The organism is Streptomyces sp. NPDC086766 (assembly GCF_044746005.1).
Classification (GTDB): Bacteria; Actinomycetota; Actinomycetes; order Streptomycetales; family Streptomycetaceae; genus Streptomyces.
The window spans coordinates 26,784-42,068 of the sequence record NZ_JBIVBI010000009.1 but is presented as its reverse complement, the minus strand read 5'-3'; the positions used below and the strand labels follow the sequence as shown (position 1 = coordinate 42,068).

Annotated in this window: 10 protein-coding genes; 8 read left to right on the top strand and 2 right to left on the bottom strand. The window is 75.0% G+C overall.

From position 1 onward, the window contains the following. Window positions 1-77 precede the first annotated feature (77 nt). Window positions 78-1,718, bottom strand: a complete 1,641-nt coding sequence (locus tag ACIPM1_RS18300) for a protein kinase (RefSeq protein WP_402435569.1) — start codon at window positions 1,716-1,718, stop codon at window positions 78-80. A 516-nt stretch (window positions 1,719-2,234) separates the two neighbouring features. Between ACIPM1_RS18300 and ACIPM1_RS18295 the strand changes: the two genes are divergently transcribed. The 5 genes from ACIPM1_RS18295 to ACIPM1_RS18275 all read left to right on the top strand — a co-directional run bounded on the left by ACIPM1_RS18295 (window position 2,235) and on the right by ACIPM1_RS18275 (window position 11,121). Beyond that, complete coding sequence (locus ACIPM1_RS18295; protein ID WP_402436096.1) at window positions 2,235-6,509, top strand: FHA domain-containing protein; 4,275 nt, start codon at window positions 2,235-2,237, stop codon at window positions 6,507-6,509. Window positions 6,510-6,763: 254 nt separating this feature from the next. Continuing rightward, window positions 6,764-8,152 (top strand): ABC transporter substrate-binding protein, encoded by a 1,389-nt coding sequence (locus ACIPM1_RS18290; RefSeq protein WP_402435566.1) that lies wholly within the window; start codon window positions 6,764-6,766, stop codon window positions 8,150-8,152. Between the two features lie 45 nt (window positions 8,153-8,197). Further along, complete coding sequence (locus tag ACIPM1_RS18285) at window positions 8,198-9,550, top strand: carbohydrate ABC transporter permease (RefSeq protein WP_402435563.1); 1,353 nt, start codon at window positions 8,198-8,200, stop codon at window positions 9,548-9,550. Next, on the top strand, window positions 9,547-10,464 hold the full coding sequence (locus ACIPM1_RS18280) for a carbohydrate ABC transporter permease (RefSeq protein ID WP_402435560.1): 918 nt from the start codon (window positions 9,547-9,549) through the stop codon (window positions 10,462-10,464). Before ACIPM1_RS18285 ends, ACIPM1_RS18280 begins: the two co-directional genes overlap by 4 nt. Window positions 10,465-10,671: 207 nt before the next feature. After that, window positions 10,672-11,121, top strand: a complete 450-nt coding sequence (locus ACIPM1_RS18275) for a hypothetical protein (RefSeq protein WP_402435557.1) — start codon at window positions 10,672-10,674, stop codon at window positions 11,119-11,121. 71 nt (window positions 11,122-11,192) lie between these two features. Here the strand turns inward: ACIPM1_RS18275 and ACIPM1_RS18270 are convergent, their stop codons facing one another. Beyond that, a complete protein-coding gene (locus tag ACIPM1_RS18270) occupies window positions 11,193-11,606 on the bottom strand; it encodes an organic hydroperoxide resistance protein (protein WP_356189642.1) in 414 nt (137 codons plus the stop codon). A gap of 144 nt (window positions 11,607-11,750) precedes the next feature. Here ACIPM1_RS18270 and ACIPM1_RS18265 point away from each other — a divergent pair, with 144 nt between their 5' ends. The 3 genes from ACIPM1_RS18265 (at window position 11,751) to ACIPM1_RS18255 (ending at window position 15,235) form a co-directional block, all read left to right on the top strand. Then, window positions 11,751-12,239, top strand: coding sequence for a MarR family transcriptional regulator (locus tag ACIPM1_RS18265; RefSeq protein WP_356189640.1), 489 nt, complete (start codon window positions 11,751-11,753; stop codon window positions 12,237-12,239). 63 nt (window positions 12,240-12,302) lie between these two features. Continuing rightward, window positions 12,303-13,589, top strand: a complete 1,287-nt coding sequence (locus ACIPM1_RS18260) for a glycosyltransferase family 87 protein (RefSeq protein ID WP_402435553.1) — start codon at window positions 12,303-12,305, stop codon at window positions 13,587-13,589. Window positions 13,590-13,633: 44 nt separating this feature from the next. Continuing rightward, entirely contained in the window at window positions 13,634-15,235 is a 1,602-nt protein-coding gene (locus tag ACIPM1_RS18255; protein WP_402436094.1) for a glycosyltransferase family 2 protein, read from the top strand. Window positions 15,236-15,285 lie beyond the last annotated feature (50 nt).

Here is a 15,285-nt window from a genome sequence, read left to right as displayed (position 1 = left end):
TCCGTCCGGTCCGCCCGGCTCGCCGTCCGGTCGGCCCGCCCGTACGTCCGTACGCGTGGGCCGGGTCCGCCCGGCCGTCAGTTGCCCTGCGAGGTGCTCCCACCCAGGTCCTTGGCCCAGCCGGTCACCTTGTCGAACAGGTGGCTGATCTCGCCCCAGTAGCTCTTGCCGGTCCCGATCCAGTCCTGCAGCGGGCTCAGCTCCCAGATCAGCCAGCCCGCCACGAACAGGATGACGATCGTGAACAGGCACCCCTTCAGGCAGCCGAGACCGGGGATCTTCATCGGGTTGGCGCTGCGCTGCCTGGGCTCCCGCACGGGCCGCCGGGGCTCCGGCGCCGGGGGCGGGGCGTACCGCTGCGGCTGGCGGTGCTGCGGCGGGGCGTACTGCTGGGGCTGCTGCCGCTGCGGATGGCCGTAGCCCGACTGGGGCCGCTGCTGCTGCGGCCGGGCGACCTGCCGCTGGGGGCGGCGGCGCAGCGGGTCCTCGTTCGGGTCCAGGTACTGGACCTGCGTCTGCTCGTTGCGGTCGCGGGCGGCGCGCAACTGGGTCTGCCAGGGGTGCGGCTGGTCGGGCTGCTGTCCCTGCGGGCCGGCGCCGGGCTGGTTCTGCGGCATCGGCGGCATCATGCGCGTCGGGTCGGCCGCGCCGTGGTTCGGCAGGACGGTGGTGGGGTCGGCCGCACCCTGCGGGCCGCCGGTGTGGGGCAGGACGCTGGTCGCGGCGTTGGGGTCGTAGGCCCCCGCGCCGTGCTGGAGCACCTGCGTGGCGTCGGCGGCTCCGGCCATGCCCGGCACGGTGGCGGGCTCCGGGTCGGGGGCCAGCAGCGCGCCGACGGCCTCCGCGGCGGCGATCTGCGCGGCTCCCGCGTGCACCCCGACGCCCTCGGCGACGACGCGCAGGCCGCGGGCGAGGTTCTCGGCGCTGGGCCGCTCGGACGGGTTCTTGCGCAGGCAGCGTTCTATGACCGTCCACAGCGGGTCGGGGACCGTGGAGGGGCGGCGGGGCTCGGCGCTCAGGTGCTGGTGCAGGACCTCGAGGGCCGAGCTGCCGGAGAACGGTGGACGGCCGGTGACCAGCTCGTACAGCAGGATGCCGGCGCCGTAGATGTCGACGGCGGACGTCTGCGGGCGACCCTCGGCGGACTCGGGGGCGATGTAGGCGGGCGTGCCGACGAACTCGTGGGTGCGGGTGAGACCGGGCGAGTCGGCGAGGCGCGCGATGCCGAAGTCGGTCAGCATCGGGTGCATCTGGCCGCCGCCCTGCTGGAGCAGGACGTTCGCGGGCTTCAGGTCGCGGTGGACGACCCCGTCGGCGTGGCTCGCGGCCAGCGCGTCGGCGATCTGGGCGGTGAGCAGCGCGGCGGCGACGGGCGAGAACGGGCCGTTCTCCCGCAGGTAGCGGTGCAGGTCGGGGCCGTCGACGAGGTCCATGACCAGCGCCAGCAGATCGCCCTCGACCACCAGGTCGCGGACCCGGACGATGTTCGGGTGGGTCAGCCGGAGCAGCACGGACCGCTCCCGCAGGAACCGCATCACGACGTCCGCGTCGTTGGCCAGCTCCTCCTTCAGGACCTTGATCGCGACGGTCTCGCCGGGCTGGCCGGGCACGGCCGCCTCGGCGCCCGCGGTCTCCCGCTGGCGGGCTCGCCAGACGGTGCCCGTGGCGCCGCGTCCGAGCGGCTCCTCGAGCAGGTACTTGCTGCCTACCGGCCGCACGTCGCGCTCCCTGCTGCTTGCTTGCCTGGTCCCCGCGCCGCGTCCGGCCCGGTGGGGTCCCCCCGTTCGAACGCAGTCGAGAAGGGGGACAGGGTGTTCCGACCCACTGTAGTGCCGCCACCCGCGGTGCCGGGCTGTCGTGTTACTGCGCCCGGTGGTCCGTGGGCGCGGCACCGGGTCCCTTCGGGCGAGTACGCACCGGACGCCGTACATGTTCGACGGAAAGACGCTCGACTCGGGTCGGTTGGTTGCCCGGTGCGGACGTGACCGATCTCAAGCGGGTGCCAAGAGGACACTCGCCGGGCACTGGTCAGGCACTTTTGCGGGCAGAGCCGACCAATCAAGATCACTTGGCGGTGGGCGGCGGGCGCGACGTCAGTGGCAGGTGCGAGGATGCCTCCAGTTACTGGCCGACGTGCTCGTGCGGCGGTGGGGGAAGTCCGCGGTGGTGGGGGACTGCGGCAGGGCTTCGTCCCCGGCTCGCGGGCGCCCGCGCAGAAGGGACCGCAGACGGCGATGCAGATCCGGCTGACCGTCGTAGACCCGCTGGGCCCGTCCTCCTCTGCGGCGGGCCGCGCCGCGAGCTGCGACGTGCTGGTGACGGCGCCCGCGGGCACGGCCCTGGCCGCGGTGGCGTCGGCGCTCGCCGCCGCGGTGACCGGCGACGCGTCCGGGTCCGAGCGCGGCCGGGAGCGCGGTGCCGCCGAGCGGGACCGCGAGCGCGGTCCGTCCGAGCGCGGCCGGGAGCGGGGTACGGCCGAGCGCGGCCGCGAACCGGGTGCGGGCCCGGTCGTGCTGTACGCCGGCGCGGAGCGGCTCGACGCCCAGCGCTGCACGCTGGGCGAGCCCCCGCTGCTCGACGGCGCGGTGCTGTCCCTGGGCGCCCCCGCCGACCCCGAGCCGCACCCCGAACTCGACGAGGCCCCGACCCAGCTCCACGTGGTCGCGGGGCCGGACGCGGGCGGGGTGCACCTGCTGCACGGCGGGCAGATCACCGTCGGCCGCTCCGCCGACGCCGACGTACCGCTCGACGACCCCGACGTCTCGCGGGTGCACTGCGCGGTCACGGTCGGCTCCGACGGCCGCGTCTCGGTGGCCGACCTCGGCTCCACCAACGGCACGGTGCTGGACGGCAGGCCCGTGGGCACCCGCCCGGTCCTCTTCGCACCGGGCGCCCTGCTGCGGATCGGCGAGTCGGCCCTGCGGCTGACACCGGCCGCGGGACCGGGAGCCCGGGCCCGGACCGCACCCGACGGCGAGGGCCACGTGCGCGTCCCCTCCGCCGGCGGGCACGGACCGGACGCCCCCGCCGCGACGACGGGCGGAGCGTCGGCTCCGGCGGCCCCTGCGCGCGTGACGGGCGGCGGCCTCGGCGCGGACGGCGGGCGCGGCACGGAGGGCGGGCGCGGCACCGGAGGCGAGTGGGGCGCGGACGGCAGTTCCGGCGCGGACGGCGGGCGCGGCACCGGCGGCGAGTGGCACACGGACCCCACGCGTGGTCCCGGCGACGGGCGGGGCGCGGGCAGTGGGCATGGCGCCGGTGGCCGGTGGGGCGCGGACGGCCGCCCTGGTGCCGACGGCGGCCCGGGAGTGGGCGGCGGTACGGGTCCGGCGGGGCGCCCGGCACCCGGTACGGAGGGACGGCAGCGGCTCGCGTACGGCTCGGCGGGCTGGGGCGCTTCGGGGGACGGGGACGCCGCACCGGGCGCGGAGGAGCACGGGTCCGCCGAACCCCCCGTGTTCCCGGCGCAGAGCCACGCGCCGGGATTCGAGAACCGGGGCCGGGCGTGGGGCCCGGACGCCCGAGGTGCCGGGCCGGCCGCCCCCGGGGACACGCACGGCGGTCCCCTGGGCGCGACCGGCCACGACGGGGCCCCCTTCGCAGCCGGAGCGACCGGCTCCACCGGAGGACCCGCAGGACTCGCAGAACCCGCGGGGTCCGCCGGTCCCGCAGGGCCCGCCCACTCCGGAGACCCCGGGCCCCATGGACCTCACGGGGCTGGGGCCACCGCCGCGGCCGGCGGGGCTCTGGGGGCCCCTGGGGCTCAGGGGACCCAAGCGCCCTCCGGCATCACGCACGACGCCTACGGCTCCTCCGAGATCTACGGGTACGGCGGCGGCGGGGCCGCCCCCGACGGACGTACGGACGGCGGCGCCGGTCCGGGCGGGCGCAAGGGGACCCCGCTGAGGGGCACCGACGTGCCGCGGGGCGTGCGCAGGCGCGGCGGACTCGGCGCGTGGGCGCGGCGGCTGGCCGGGGGACGCGGGGAGCAGGCGCCGGACCGGGCCGCGGCGTACGACGCCGAACCGGCGCCCGAGACGACGGCGTCCAGCGCCTCCCCCGCCCCCACCGGACCGCGAATGCCCGCGACCTGGCCGGACCCCGCCGCGCTGCTGCTGACCGCGCTGGGGCCGGGCCGGCGCCTGTGGGAGCGCGGACCGGGGCACCCCGAGGCGCTCACCGTGCGGCTCGGCACCACCGACCGGGCGGCCCTCGACGGCTCGGGGCTGCTGCCCGCGGTCCCGGTGACCGCCGGCCTGCGCGAGGTGGGGGCGCTGGGCCTGGCCGGACCGCGCGCCCGTCTGTCCGGCCTCGCACGCGCGGTGCTGGCCCAGCTCGCCACGCTGCACTCCCCCGACACGCTCGAGATCGTCCTGCTCAGCACGGACCGCGCCCGCTCCCTGGAGGAGCGCACCGCCGAATGGTCCTGGCTCGGCTGGCTCCCCCATGTGCGGCCCGGCCACGGCCAGGACTGCCGCCTCCTCCTCGCCTACGACGAGGAGCAGGCCGAGGCCCGTACGGGCGAACTCCTCCGCCGGCTGGAGGACCACCTGGCGGACACCCGGGGCACCGTCGCGGACCCGGTACCGACCGCTCCGGGCACGGCCCCGGGCACGGCCGGCCGGGGCGCGCCCCTCGCCGGGCAGGGCGGTGCGGCCGACGGCGGCGCCCGGAGCGCCGTGCGCCGTCCCTCCTGGGCCCGAACCGACGACGCGGCGGACGAGCGGGGCTTCGCGGGGCCGTACACCATGGTCGTCGTGGACGGCGACCCCGCAGCGGCCGCCACGCGGGAGGCGCTGGCGCGGCTGGCCCAGGAAGGGCCGCGGGCCGGCATCCACCTCATGTGCCTCGCCGAGACGGCGCCCGCCTCACCGGCGTCCCCGGTGACGGAGACGTACGACGCCGCGTGCGCGCTGTCCCCGGTGTTCCGCGCGTGCGGGGCGGTGGCGCTGCTCAGCGGTGACGTGGCGACGGCACTGCGGCTGATGCGCGTCGCGGCGCACGCCCCCGTGCCCCCCGGGACCAGGGCGGGCCGCCCGGCCTTCGGCGGTCCCACCCGCCACCCCGACGCGACCGCCGACACCGCCGCCTCCGCCCCGACCGGCCGCCCCCGCGCGGCCACGGAGACCACACCGGCCACACCGGCCACCGCGACACCCCCGGCCCCGGGCCACGCGTACCCCGCCCCCGACACGACCGCCGACCACACCTCCGTAACCCCGACCCCCATACCCCCCGGCACCGTCGCCGTCGTGGACGCCGTGTCCCTCGCCTGGGCCGAGCGGTTCGCGCGGGCCCTGGCCCCGCTGCGGACGGACGGGACCACCGGGGACCGGCCGGCGCGGGTGTCGGCGCCGTTGCCGCTGTCGGCGCGGCTGCTGGACGAGCTGGGGCTGGCCCGGGCCACCCCCGCGTCGCTGCTGGCCCGCTGGGCGGACGCGGCCGACGACGGCGCCGCCCTCGGCGGGCGGGCCCGGGCCGTGCTGGGGGCCGGGCCGCGCGGACCGGTCTGCGCGGACCTCGTGGCCGACGGACCGCATCTGCTGATCGAGGGGCCTGCGGGCAGCGGCCGTACGGAGCTGCTGCGGTCGGTCGTCGCCTCGCTCGCCGCCGCCGAGCGCCCCGACCGCCTCGGCATCGTCCTGGTCGACGGCCGGGACGCCACCGGCGCGGGCGGCGGCCACGGCGACGGCCTGCGGGTCTGCACGGACGTGCCGCACGTCACCACCCACCTCACCGCCAACGACCCGGTCCGGATGCGGGAGTTCGCGCAGTCGCTGAGCGCCGAGCTGAAGCGGCGTGCCGAGTTGCTCGGGCGGGCCGACTTCGCCGACTGGCACACCGGCCGCGCGGTGTCCGGCCGTATCGTCGCCCAGCGCACGGCGCCGGGCCGCGGCGCGCCCACCGGACCGGGGGCCGCCGACCTGGACAGCCCGCCCAGCGCGACGCTGCGGCTGCGCCCCTCGGCCGCCGCCGCACAGGCCGAGGCCGCCCCGCCGTTGCCCCGGCTGGTCGTGGTCGTCGACGACCTGGACGCCCTGCTCTCCCCCGCGCTCGGCTCGCCGGGACGGCCGGCGGCCGGTTCCGTCATACGCGCGCTGGAGGCGGTGGCCCGGGAGGGCGAGCGGCTCGGCGTGCACCTGGTGGCGGCGGCCGCGCCGGGCGGCCGTACGGCGGAGTCGGAACCGGCGCGCCGGGCCACGCTGCGCGTCACGCTGGACGCCCCGGCCACGGGCCCGGAGGAGCCGGCGCCCGGTCGCGGCCGGCTGACCGCGGAGGACGGGCGGGTGACGCCGTTCCAGGGCGGCCGGGTCACGGGCCGTATCCCGCGGACGGCGACCCAGCGCCCCACGGTCGTGGCCCTGGAGTGGCACCGGATGGGCGACCCGCCCGCCCGCCGCTCCGTGCGGGAGCTGGGCAACGGGCCCACGGACCTGGCCCTGCTGGCCAGTGCGCTGGAGCGCGCGGCGCGGGAGGTGTCGGCGGCGGAGGTCCCCTCCCTGCTCTGACCCCGGCTTCCCCTGCTCCCCCGCCTGTTCCCCGTCCCCGTTCCGGTCCCTGTCCCCGTTCCCGTCCGTGCTTGCCGCACCGGCTCCGTGCGCCGCTCCCCGCTCCGGGCGGGGACCGAACGTACCGTCACGACGTGGTCACGATCGCCCACTTGACAGTGTGGGTGCTCTTGCAGACCTCCGGAGCCCGGGCGTAGACCAGATCGCACGGGACAGCGCTCGGACGTTCGACGAGGACGAAGAACGGGGCAGTGATGCGCAGCACGAGCAGCACCATCCGGACACACAGGGCCACCAGGACCGCGTCGGCCGTCGCGGCGGGAGCGCTGGCGTTCTCGCTGGCCGCGTGCGGCGGGAGCGGCGCCAAGAAGAGCGACGGCGACGGGAGCAGCAAGGGCACCGAGACCGGCGCCACGGTCACCCTCCCGAAGCTGAACGGCACGACCCTGGAGGTCGCCGCCGTCTGGACCGGCGCCGAGCAAACCAACTTCAAGAAGGTCCTCGCGGAGTTCGAGAAGCGCACGGGCGCCAAGGTCACCTTCGTCCCCGCCCAGGACCCGATCATCAACTTCCTCGGCTCGAAGATCGCGGGCGGCCAGCCGCCGGACGTCGCGCTGCTCCCGCAGCCCGGCGCGATCAAGCAGGCCGTCGACAAGAAGTGGGCCAAGCCCCTCGGCGCCGAGGCGCGGGCCCAGCTCGCCAAGAACTACTCGCAGGGCTGGCAGGACATCGGCACGGTGGGCGGCAAGCAGTACGGCGTCTACTACAAGGCCGCCAACAAATCGCTGATCTGGTACAACGCGCAGGTCTTCGAGAACGCGGGCGCCCAGGAGCCCAAGACCTGGAAGGACCTGCTGTCCACCGCGCAGAAGGTCTACGACTCCGGTGTCACCCCGTTCTCGGTCGGCGGCGCCGACGGCTGGACGCTCACCGACTGGTTCGAGAACGTCTACCTCTCCCAGGCGGGCCCGGAGAAGTACGATCAGCTCGCCCAGCACAAGATCAAGTGGACGGACCCGTCCGTGAAGGACGCGCTGACCACGCTGGCGCAGGTCTGGGGCAAGAAGGACTATCTCGCGGGCGGCCCGGACGGCGCGCTGCAGACCGAGTTCCCCGCCTCCGTCACCCAGACCTTCACCGGCGGCGACCAGCCGAAGGCCGGCATGGTCTACGAGGGCGACTTCGCGCAGGTCAACATCGGTGAGACCAAGGCGAAGGTGGGCACGGGCGCGAAGGTGTTCCCGTTCCCGGCCGTGGGCGGCACCGCGCCGGTGGTCTCCGGCGGCGACGCGGCCGTCGTCCTGAAGGACTCCAAGGCGGCGCAGGCGCTGGTCACCTTCCTGGCCTCGCCGGACGCCGCGACGATCCAGGCGAAGCTCGGCGGCTACCTCTCCCCCAACAAGAACGTGCCGGACTCGGCGTACCCGAACGCGGTGCAGCAGAGGATCGCCAAGGCGCTGATCGCGTCGGGCGACTCCTTCCGCTTCGACATGTCCGACCAGGCCCCGCAGGCCTTCGGCGGCACGCCCGGCAAGGGCGAGTGGAAGGACCTCCAGGACTTCCTGAAGAACCCGAAGGACGTCGCGGGCACCCAGGCGAAGCTGGAGAAGGACGCGGCGGCCGCGTACGGGAGCGGGAGCTGATCCCGCGATGACCCGGCTCCACGACGGACACGGGGCGGTCCGGCGATGACGTCGGCAGCCGCGGAGGGCGTCGCCAAGACACCGGCGACGCCCTCCGCCCCCCGGCGGCGCAAGAGCGTGACCGGCACCCGCAGGACCGTGGCGGCGCTCTTCCTGCTGCCCGCCCTGGTGCTGCTCGGCGCGCTCGTGGTCTACCCGATCGGGTACTCGATCGTCCGCAGCTTCTACGACTCCTCCGGCGGCGGCTTCGCCGGGTTCGACAACTACAAGGCCCTGTTCACCGACGACGGCATCCGCACCGCGCTGAAGAACAACGTCATCTGGGTGGTGTTCGCGCCGGCCGTCTCCACCGCGCTCGGCCTGGTCTTCGCGGTGCTCACCGAACGGGTGCGCTGGGGCACGGCGTTCAAGCTGGTCGTCTTCATGCCGATGGCGATCTCGATGCTGGCGGCCGGGATCATCTTCCGGCTGGTGTACGACCAGGACCCCGACAAGGGCGTGGCGAACGCGGTGTGGGTCGGCGTCCACGACACCTTCGCCCAGTCCTCGGCGTTCCCGAAGGCCCACCCCGGCCGGAAGTCCCCGCTCATGCCCGAGGGAGGCGGCTTCGTCACCACCGGCCCGGTGCACACGGGCCAGTCGGTCGCCCTGCCGCTCGTCGGCGTCGCGCCCGACCAGATGCCCGACAGTGCCCGGAAGGCCGCGCGGGCCCGCCCCGAACCGGGGAGGATCACCGGCACCACCTGGCAGGACTTCACACGCGGCAAGGGGGTCGGGACGCTCGGCGCGGTCGACCCGTCCGAGCTGGGCTACGCCGGGATGCGGATCGAGGCGGTCAAGGACGGCGCGGTGGTGGCGTCGGCGAAGGCCGCCGCCGACGGCACGTTCACCCTGCCCGCGAAGGCCGACGGGGCGCGGCTGCGGCTCCCGGCGGCCAACTTCAGGGAGCCGTACAACGGGGTGGACTGGCTGGGCCCGTCGCTGGTCACGCCGGCCATCATCGGTTCGTACGTGTGGATGTGGGCCGGCTTCGCGATGGTGCTGATCGCGGCCGGGCTCGCGGGCGTGCCCCGGGAACTGCTGGAGGCGGCCCGGGTGGACGGCGCCAACGAGTGGCAGGTGTTCCGCAGGGTCACGGTGCCGCTGCTGGCGCCGGTGCTCGCGGTCGTCGCCGTCACGCTGATGATCAACGTGCTGAAGGTCTTCGACCTGGTCTTCATCATCGCCCCGGGCTCGTCCCAGGACGACGCCAACGTGCTGGCGCTGGAGCTGTACCGCAAGGGCTTCTCGGAGGGCCGGCCGGGCATCGCCAGCGCCATCGCGGTGTTCCTGCTGCTGCTGGTGATCCCGGTGATGCTGTTCAACATGCGCAGGTTGAGGCGGGAGGTGCGGCGATGACGGCCGAGGCCGAGGGCCGCTCCGCGGCGGCCGCCGCGCCGGCGGCGGCGACGATGCGGGCAAAGGAGTCGCTGGGGTCGCGGCTGGCGGACGCCGTCAGCGGCGGCGCGGTCCGGGCGTTCCTGATCGTGGTGGGCCTGTTCTGGCTGGTGCCGACGATCGGGCTGCTGCTGTCGTCGCTGCGCTCGCCGGAGGACATGAGCGGCAGCGGCTGGTGGACCGTCTTCACCAAGCCCTCCCAACTCACCTTCGACAGCTACCAGAAGCTGCTGGAGAACGGCGACATCACCGGCTCCCTGGTGAACACCGTGCTGATCACGGTCCCGGCGACGGTCCTGGTCGTCGTGGTCGGCGCGCTCGCGGGCTACGCGTTCGCGTGGATGGAGTTCCCGGGCCGCGACTGGTGGTTCCTCGCCGTGGTCGGTCTGCTGGTGGTGCCGGTGCAGGTGGCGCTCATCCCGATCGCCGAACTGTTCGGGAACATCGGGCTGTTCGGCACGATCTTCGGAGTCGTCCTCTTCCACACCGGCTTCGGCCTGCCCTTCGCGGTGTTCCTGTTGCGGAACTTCTTCGCGGAGATCCCCCGGGAGCTGCTGGAGGCGGCCCGGCTCGACGGCGCCGGCGAACTGCGCCTGTTCGCCCGGGTGGTGCTGCCGCTCGGCGGCCCCGCGATCGCGAGCCTCGCCATCTTCCAGTTCCTGTGGGTGTGGAACGACATGCTGGTGGCGCTGGTGTTCACCAAGTCCGGCACGCAGCCGATCACGGTCGCCCTGCAGACGCAGGTACGCCAGTTCGGCAACAACATCGACGTGCTGGCGCCGGGCGCCTTCATCTCGATGGTGATCCCGCTGGCCGTGTTCTTCGCGTTCCAGCGGCAGTTCGTGTCCGGCGTGATGGCGGGCGCGGTCAAGTAGGCGGGCCGGCGGGCAGGTGACCCGGGCCGGCAGTCGGGCAGGCGGGACGGCGGTCGAGAGGCGGGACACGGTGGAGGGGCGGGCCGGCACCGGCGCGCCCCTCGTCGTTCACCCGGACGCCCCCCACGTGCCGGAGAGGCCGTAACCCCTTCACTCCATCGGCCGTTGCCGGGCACGACGTCAGTGCGCCGACCCTTGGATGTCCATGTGCCCAGGTTCAGTGTCATCGCTCCCGCGCATCAGGTTCAGGCGTACCTGCACGCGTGCCTGGAGTCGGTGCTGTTCCGCCGCACGGTCGGCCGCTTCGCGACCGTGCGCACCCGGCCCGGCCGGCTGTCCCGCGGCTGCCGCGCCGCGTTGCGCCGGGCCCGTACGTACTACCGCCGCTGCCGCACCACCGGCGTCCTGGTGCCGCCGCGTTCGCGGCTGCGCCATGCGCTGGTCCGGCTGGGCCCGCACCGCGCGGTGCGCGTGCTGCGGCGGGTGACGGCGCTGCGGCGCAGGGCGGCGAAGGTCATCGCCAAGTCGCTGCGCGCGCTGCGAGCCGCCCTCCTCCGGCCGCGCCCTCAGCGTCGCGCCGACGGGGCCGTGTTCGCCGCGTATGGGGCACGGTCACACGACGGGGTGAATCGGCCGTCGTGCGCCGCCCCTCGATGAGGTGACGCCGGGAGCGGGCACGGCCCGACGGCGTCGGGCCGTGGGCCGCGATGCCGCCGGGCCGTGGGATGTCACTCGACGACGAGCTCGACCGGGATGTTGCCGCGGGTGGCGTTGGAGTAGGGGCAGACCTGGTGGGCCTGCTCGACGAGCTTGCGGCCGGTGGCCTCGTCCACGGAGCCGGGCAGCTCGATGCGGAGGGTGACGGCGAGCCCGAAGCCCTCGCCCTGCTTGCCGATGCCGACCTCGCCGGTGACGGCGGCGTCGCTCACGTCCACCTTCGCCTGCCGGCCCACCAGGCCGAGGGCGCTGGCGAAGCAGGCGGCGTACCCGGCGGCGAAGAGCTGCTCGGGGTTGGTGCCCTGCCCGTTGCCGCCGAGCTCCACCGGAGGGGCCAGCTGCACGTCCAGCTTGCCGTCGGAGGTGAAGGCGCGGCCTTCGCGGCCGTGGGTGGCGGTGGCGACGGCGGTGTAGAGCGCGTCCATGGGAAAACCATCCCTCTCGATGCGTCGGGTGCGTGTCCGGGCGGCCGGTCCGCGGCCTTGCGGCCGGGCCGCCCCACGACCACGAGTAGAGCACACAATTAAGTTGTGCACAACCAAATTGCTCGCCCGAGCTACCCTGGAGCCATGAACACCGAGGTCCCGCGGTCCGCGCCCGAGGAGGACTGGCTGCGCCTGGACGGCCAGATCTGCTTCTCCCTGCACGCCGCCTCACGCGCCTTCAACGGCGTCTACCGCGTCCTCCTCAAGGAGCTCGGCCTCACCTATCCGCAGTACCTGGTGATGCTGGTGCTGTGGGAGCACGGCGAGACGCCCGTGAAGAGGCTGGGCGAGCATCTGCGCCTGGACTCCGGCACCCTGTCCCCGCTGCTCAAGCGGCTGGAGGCGGCCGGACTGGTACGGCGCGAGCGCAGCGCGCGGGACGAGCGGTCGGTCCAGGTGCGCCTGACGGCGGAAGGCGCCGCGCTGCGCGAGCGCGCGCGCGAGGTGCCGCGCCGGATCGTCTCGGCGACCGGCTTCACCCTCGACGAGATCCGCGACCTGCGCACCCGCCTCGACCGGCTCACCTCGGCACTCGACGCGGCGGCACTGGAGGAGCCCCCAGGCCGGCCGTGAGGCCGCGACGCCGACCGCGTATGAACCGAATTGCGCCATTCATACCGAATACCATCCGCGGTGATGAGTGCCTTCCAGAGCGTGACGCCCGCCCGCACCCGCGCGCCGACGAGACACCCCCTCCTCGCCCTGGCGGCCGGCTGGCTCGTCACGCGCGCCGCCATGCTGGCGCTGCTCGCCCACAACACCCTGCCCCTGCTGGGCCGGGGCGCGGTGGCCCGCGAGGTGTGGAAGCTGTACCAGCACTGGTACGTCGTGCTGTCGCACGGCGCCTTCCCGGCGCACGACACGCTGTGGCAGTACCCGCCCGGCGCCGGGGCGGTGCTGCTCTCGCCCGCGCTGCTGCCGGGCCTGACGTACTTCCAGGCGTTCGTCGCGCTCACCCTCGTCACCGACGCGGTGGTCACGGCGGCGCTGGCCCGCGCGGGCACGCGCCCCGGCCGCAGCCTGCGCGGGGCCGGCTACTGGACGCTGGGGCTGCCGCTCCTGCTGCACATCCCGCTGGCCCGGTACGACGTGCAGGTCACCGCCCTGGCCGTGCTGTCCCTGCTGACCCTGACGCGCTTCCCGCGGACCGGCGCCGCGCTGGCCGCGCTGGGCGCGCTGGTGAAGGTGTGGCCGGCCCTGGTGCTGCTGGGGACGCCGCCGGGCCGCGCCACCCGGTCGGCGTGGGGGTGGGCGGCCGTCACCGGGGGCGTCTCCTTCGCGTTGTTCGCCGCCCTGTTCCGCAACCCGTTCGCCTTCGCGCGGCAGCAGGGCGGCCGGGGCGTGCAGATCGAGTCGTTCGGCGGTACGGCGCTGGCCCTCGCCACGCACGCGGGCTGGCCGGGCCGGGTCCGGTACCGCTACGGGGCCCTGGAGTTCACCGGACAGCACGTCGCGGCAGTGGCACATCTCTCACTCGCCCTGACGGCGGCGGCCCTCGCGCTGCTGGTGCTGTGGCGGCTGCGGGCCCGGCGCCGCACGCCCGCGACGCCGTACGACGCCGCGCTGAGCGCGGTGCTGCTGTTCACCGTCACCAGCAGGGTGATCAGCCCGCAGTACATGGTCTGGCTGCTGGGCCTGGCCGCGGTGTGCCTGACCTCGCGGGCGACCACGCAGCGGCCGGTGGCCGCGCTGGTCGCGGTGGCGAGCGCGGTCAGCGTCGTGGCCTACCCCACCCTCTATCACGAGGTGGCGGCCTGCACTTGGACCGGCTGCGCGCTGATGCTGACGCGCAACGGACTGCTGGCCTCCGCCGCGGTAACCTCTTTCGTCCGGTTGTGGCGATCGACGAAACTGGTGCCGCTGCCGGGGGAACCCGAGACGGGATCCAACCGTCTTCCGCACGGGGCGCTAAGCCCCTCTTAACGGGAAATTACCTACCACACCTACCCTTCCGGCCCGTGGACTCCATGCACCCGCACCCCCAGCAGGCACCACACGTCAGCGTCGTCGTCATCGGATATGACGACGTCGCCCACATCGCCGACGCTGTGCGTTCGGCGCTCGCACAGGGCCCAGCGGTCCGCGAGGTCGTCGCCGTGGACGACTGTTCGTCGGACGGCACCTTCGAGCTGCTCACCGGCCTCGCCGGGACGGAGCCGAAGGTGCGGGTGATCCGGCGCGAGAGCAACAGCGGCGGCTGCGGCAGCCCCCGCAACACCGGCATCGACGCGGTGACGTCGCCGTACGTGATGTTCCTCGACAGCGACGACGTACTGCCACCCGGCGCGGTGGACGCGCTGCTCGCGGCGGCCGTGAAGGAGCGCGCGGAGGTGGCCGGCGGCCTGTGCGTGCGCCGCGAACTGCCCTCCGGGCGCGAGGTGCCCTGGCAGGACCGCCTGTACACCGAGAACACCGTGCTCGCCCGCCCCGCGGAACTGCCGCGCCTGGTGCACGACACCCTGTGCGTCAACAAGCTGTACCGCACCGACTTCCTGCGCGAGCACGACATCCGCTTCCCCGAAGGCCGCTTCCCCTACGAGGACTTCGTCTTCACCGCACGCGTGCTGGCCGCCGCTCCGCGCCTGGCCCTCGTCCCCGAGCAGGTGTACGTGTGGCATGTGCGCCGGTCCGCCGAGCAGTTGTCCATCTCCCTGGACCGGGCGGGCATCGACAACTGGCGGGCCCGCATCGAGGCGTGCCGGACGGCGTACGAAATCCTGCTGAACGCCGGGCAGAAGGAGCTGGCGCGGGCCGCCCGGGCCAAGTTCCTCGACCACGAGTTGCGCATGTACGCACGGGAGTTGGGCCTGCGCGACGCCGAGTACCGGAGCGCCTGGTGGACCCTCACCCGGGAGTACCTCACGGAGTACGACGCCGCTGATTGGGCGCTCAACCCCGCCGCTCCCGGCCGTCTGCTGGCCCGGGTCGTGCTGGCCTCCCCCGAACCGCGCGACCTGCCCCGCCTGCGGGAGCTGGCCGCCCGCCCGGCCCGCCTCTGCCCGCCCTACGTGCGCGCCGAGGACGGCACGCCGATCTGGTCGCGGGACCTGCCGCAGCTCACCCTGGAGCCGTACCTGACCCGCCCGGTGGAGCTGCTGCCGCTCGCCGTGGACGGGGAGCTGCGCCCGCGGACCGGGGACACCCGGCTGCGGCTGCGCCTGCACGAGATGTACGGGCGGCTGGCCGAGGCGCGTCCCGAGGCGCTGGAGGTGGAGTGGCGGCACCGCGAGGAGGGGCGTACGGACCAGCGCGCCACGCTCCCCCTGACGCCCGGCGCGGACGGCACCTGGTCCGCCGAGACATCCGTGGACCTGGCCGCGCTGGGCGCCGGCACCTGGGACCTGCGGCTGCACGTCCGCCTCGCCGACGGCACGGCCCGCGACACGACCGCGCACGCCCGCACGGGCGACGGCCGGCTGCGGCGCAGCGCCGTGGCGAGCCTGCGGTACGGCGTCCTCCTGGTCCAGCCCTACGCCACCCACTCCGGATCGCTCTCCGTGCGGGTGGCGGCCGGAGCACGCGGGGTCGCCGACGTGCTCCGCAACCGGCTGCGGCGCCTCATGCGCTGAGCGCGGACCACGGGGAGCGACCCGACCAGCTGAACCAGAAACCGACCCCC

Bases quoted from the DNA above. Each gene is read 5' to 3' on its own strand.
- ACIPM1_RS18295 (WP_402436096.1), top strand. From the start codon at position 2,235: ATGCAGATCCGGCTGACCGTCGTAGACCCGCTGGGCCCGTCCTCCTCT.
- ACIPM1_RS18290 (WP_402435566.1), top strand. From the start codon at position 6,764: ATGCGCAGCACGAGCAGCACCATCCGGACACACAGGGCCACCAGGACC.
- ACIPM1_RS18285 (WP_402435563.1), top strand. From the start codon at position 8,198: ATGACGTCGGCAGCCGCGGAGGGCGTCGCCAAGACACCGGCGACGCCC.
- ACIPM1_RS18280 (WP_402435560.1), top strand. From the start codon at position 9,547: ATGACGGCCGAGGCCGAGGGCCGCTCCGCGGCGGCCGCCGCGCCGGCG.
- ACIPM1_RS18270 (WP_356189642.1), bottom strand. From the start codon at position 11,606: ATGGACGCGCTCTACACCGCCGTCGCCACCGCCACCCACGGCCGCGAA.
- ACIPM1_RS18265 (WP_356189640.1), top strand. From the start codon at position 11,751: ATGAACACCGAGGTCCCGCGGTCCGCGCCCGAGGAGGACTGGCTGCGC.
- ACIPM1_RS18260 (WP_402435553.1), top strand. From the start codon at position 12,303: ATGAGTGCCTTCCAGAGCGTGACGCCCGCCCGCACCCGCGCGCCGACG.
- ACIPM1_RS18255 (WP_402436094.1), top strand. From the start codon at position 13,634: ATGCACCCGCACCCCCAGCAGGCACCACACGTCAGCGTCGTCGTCATC.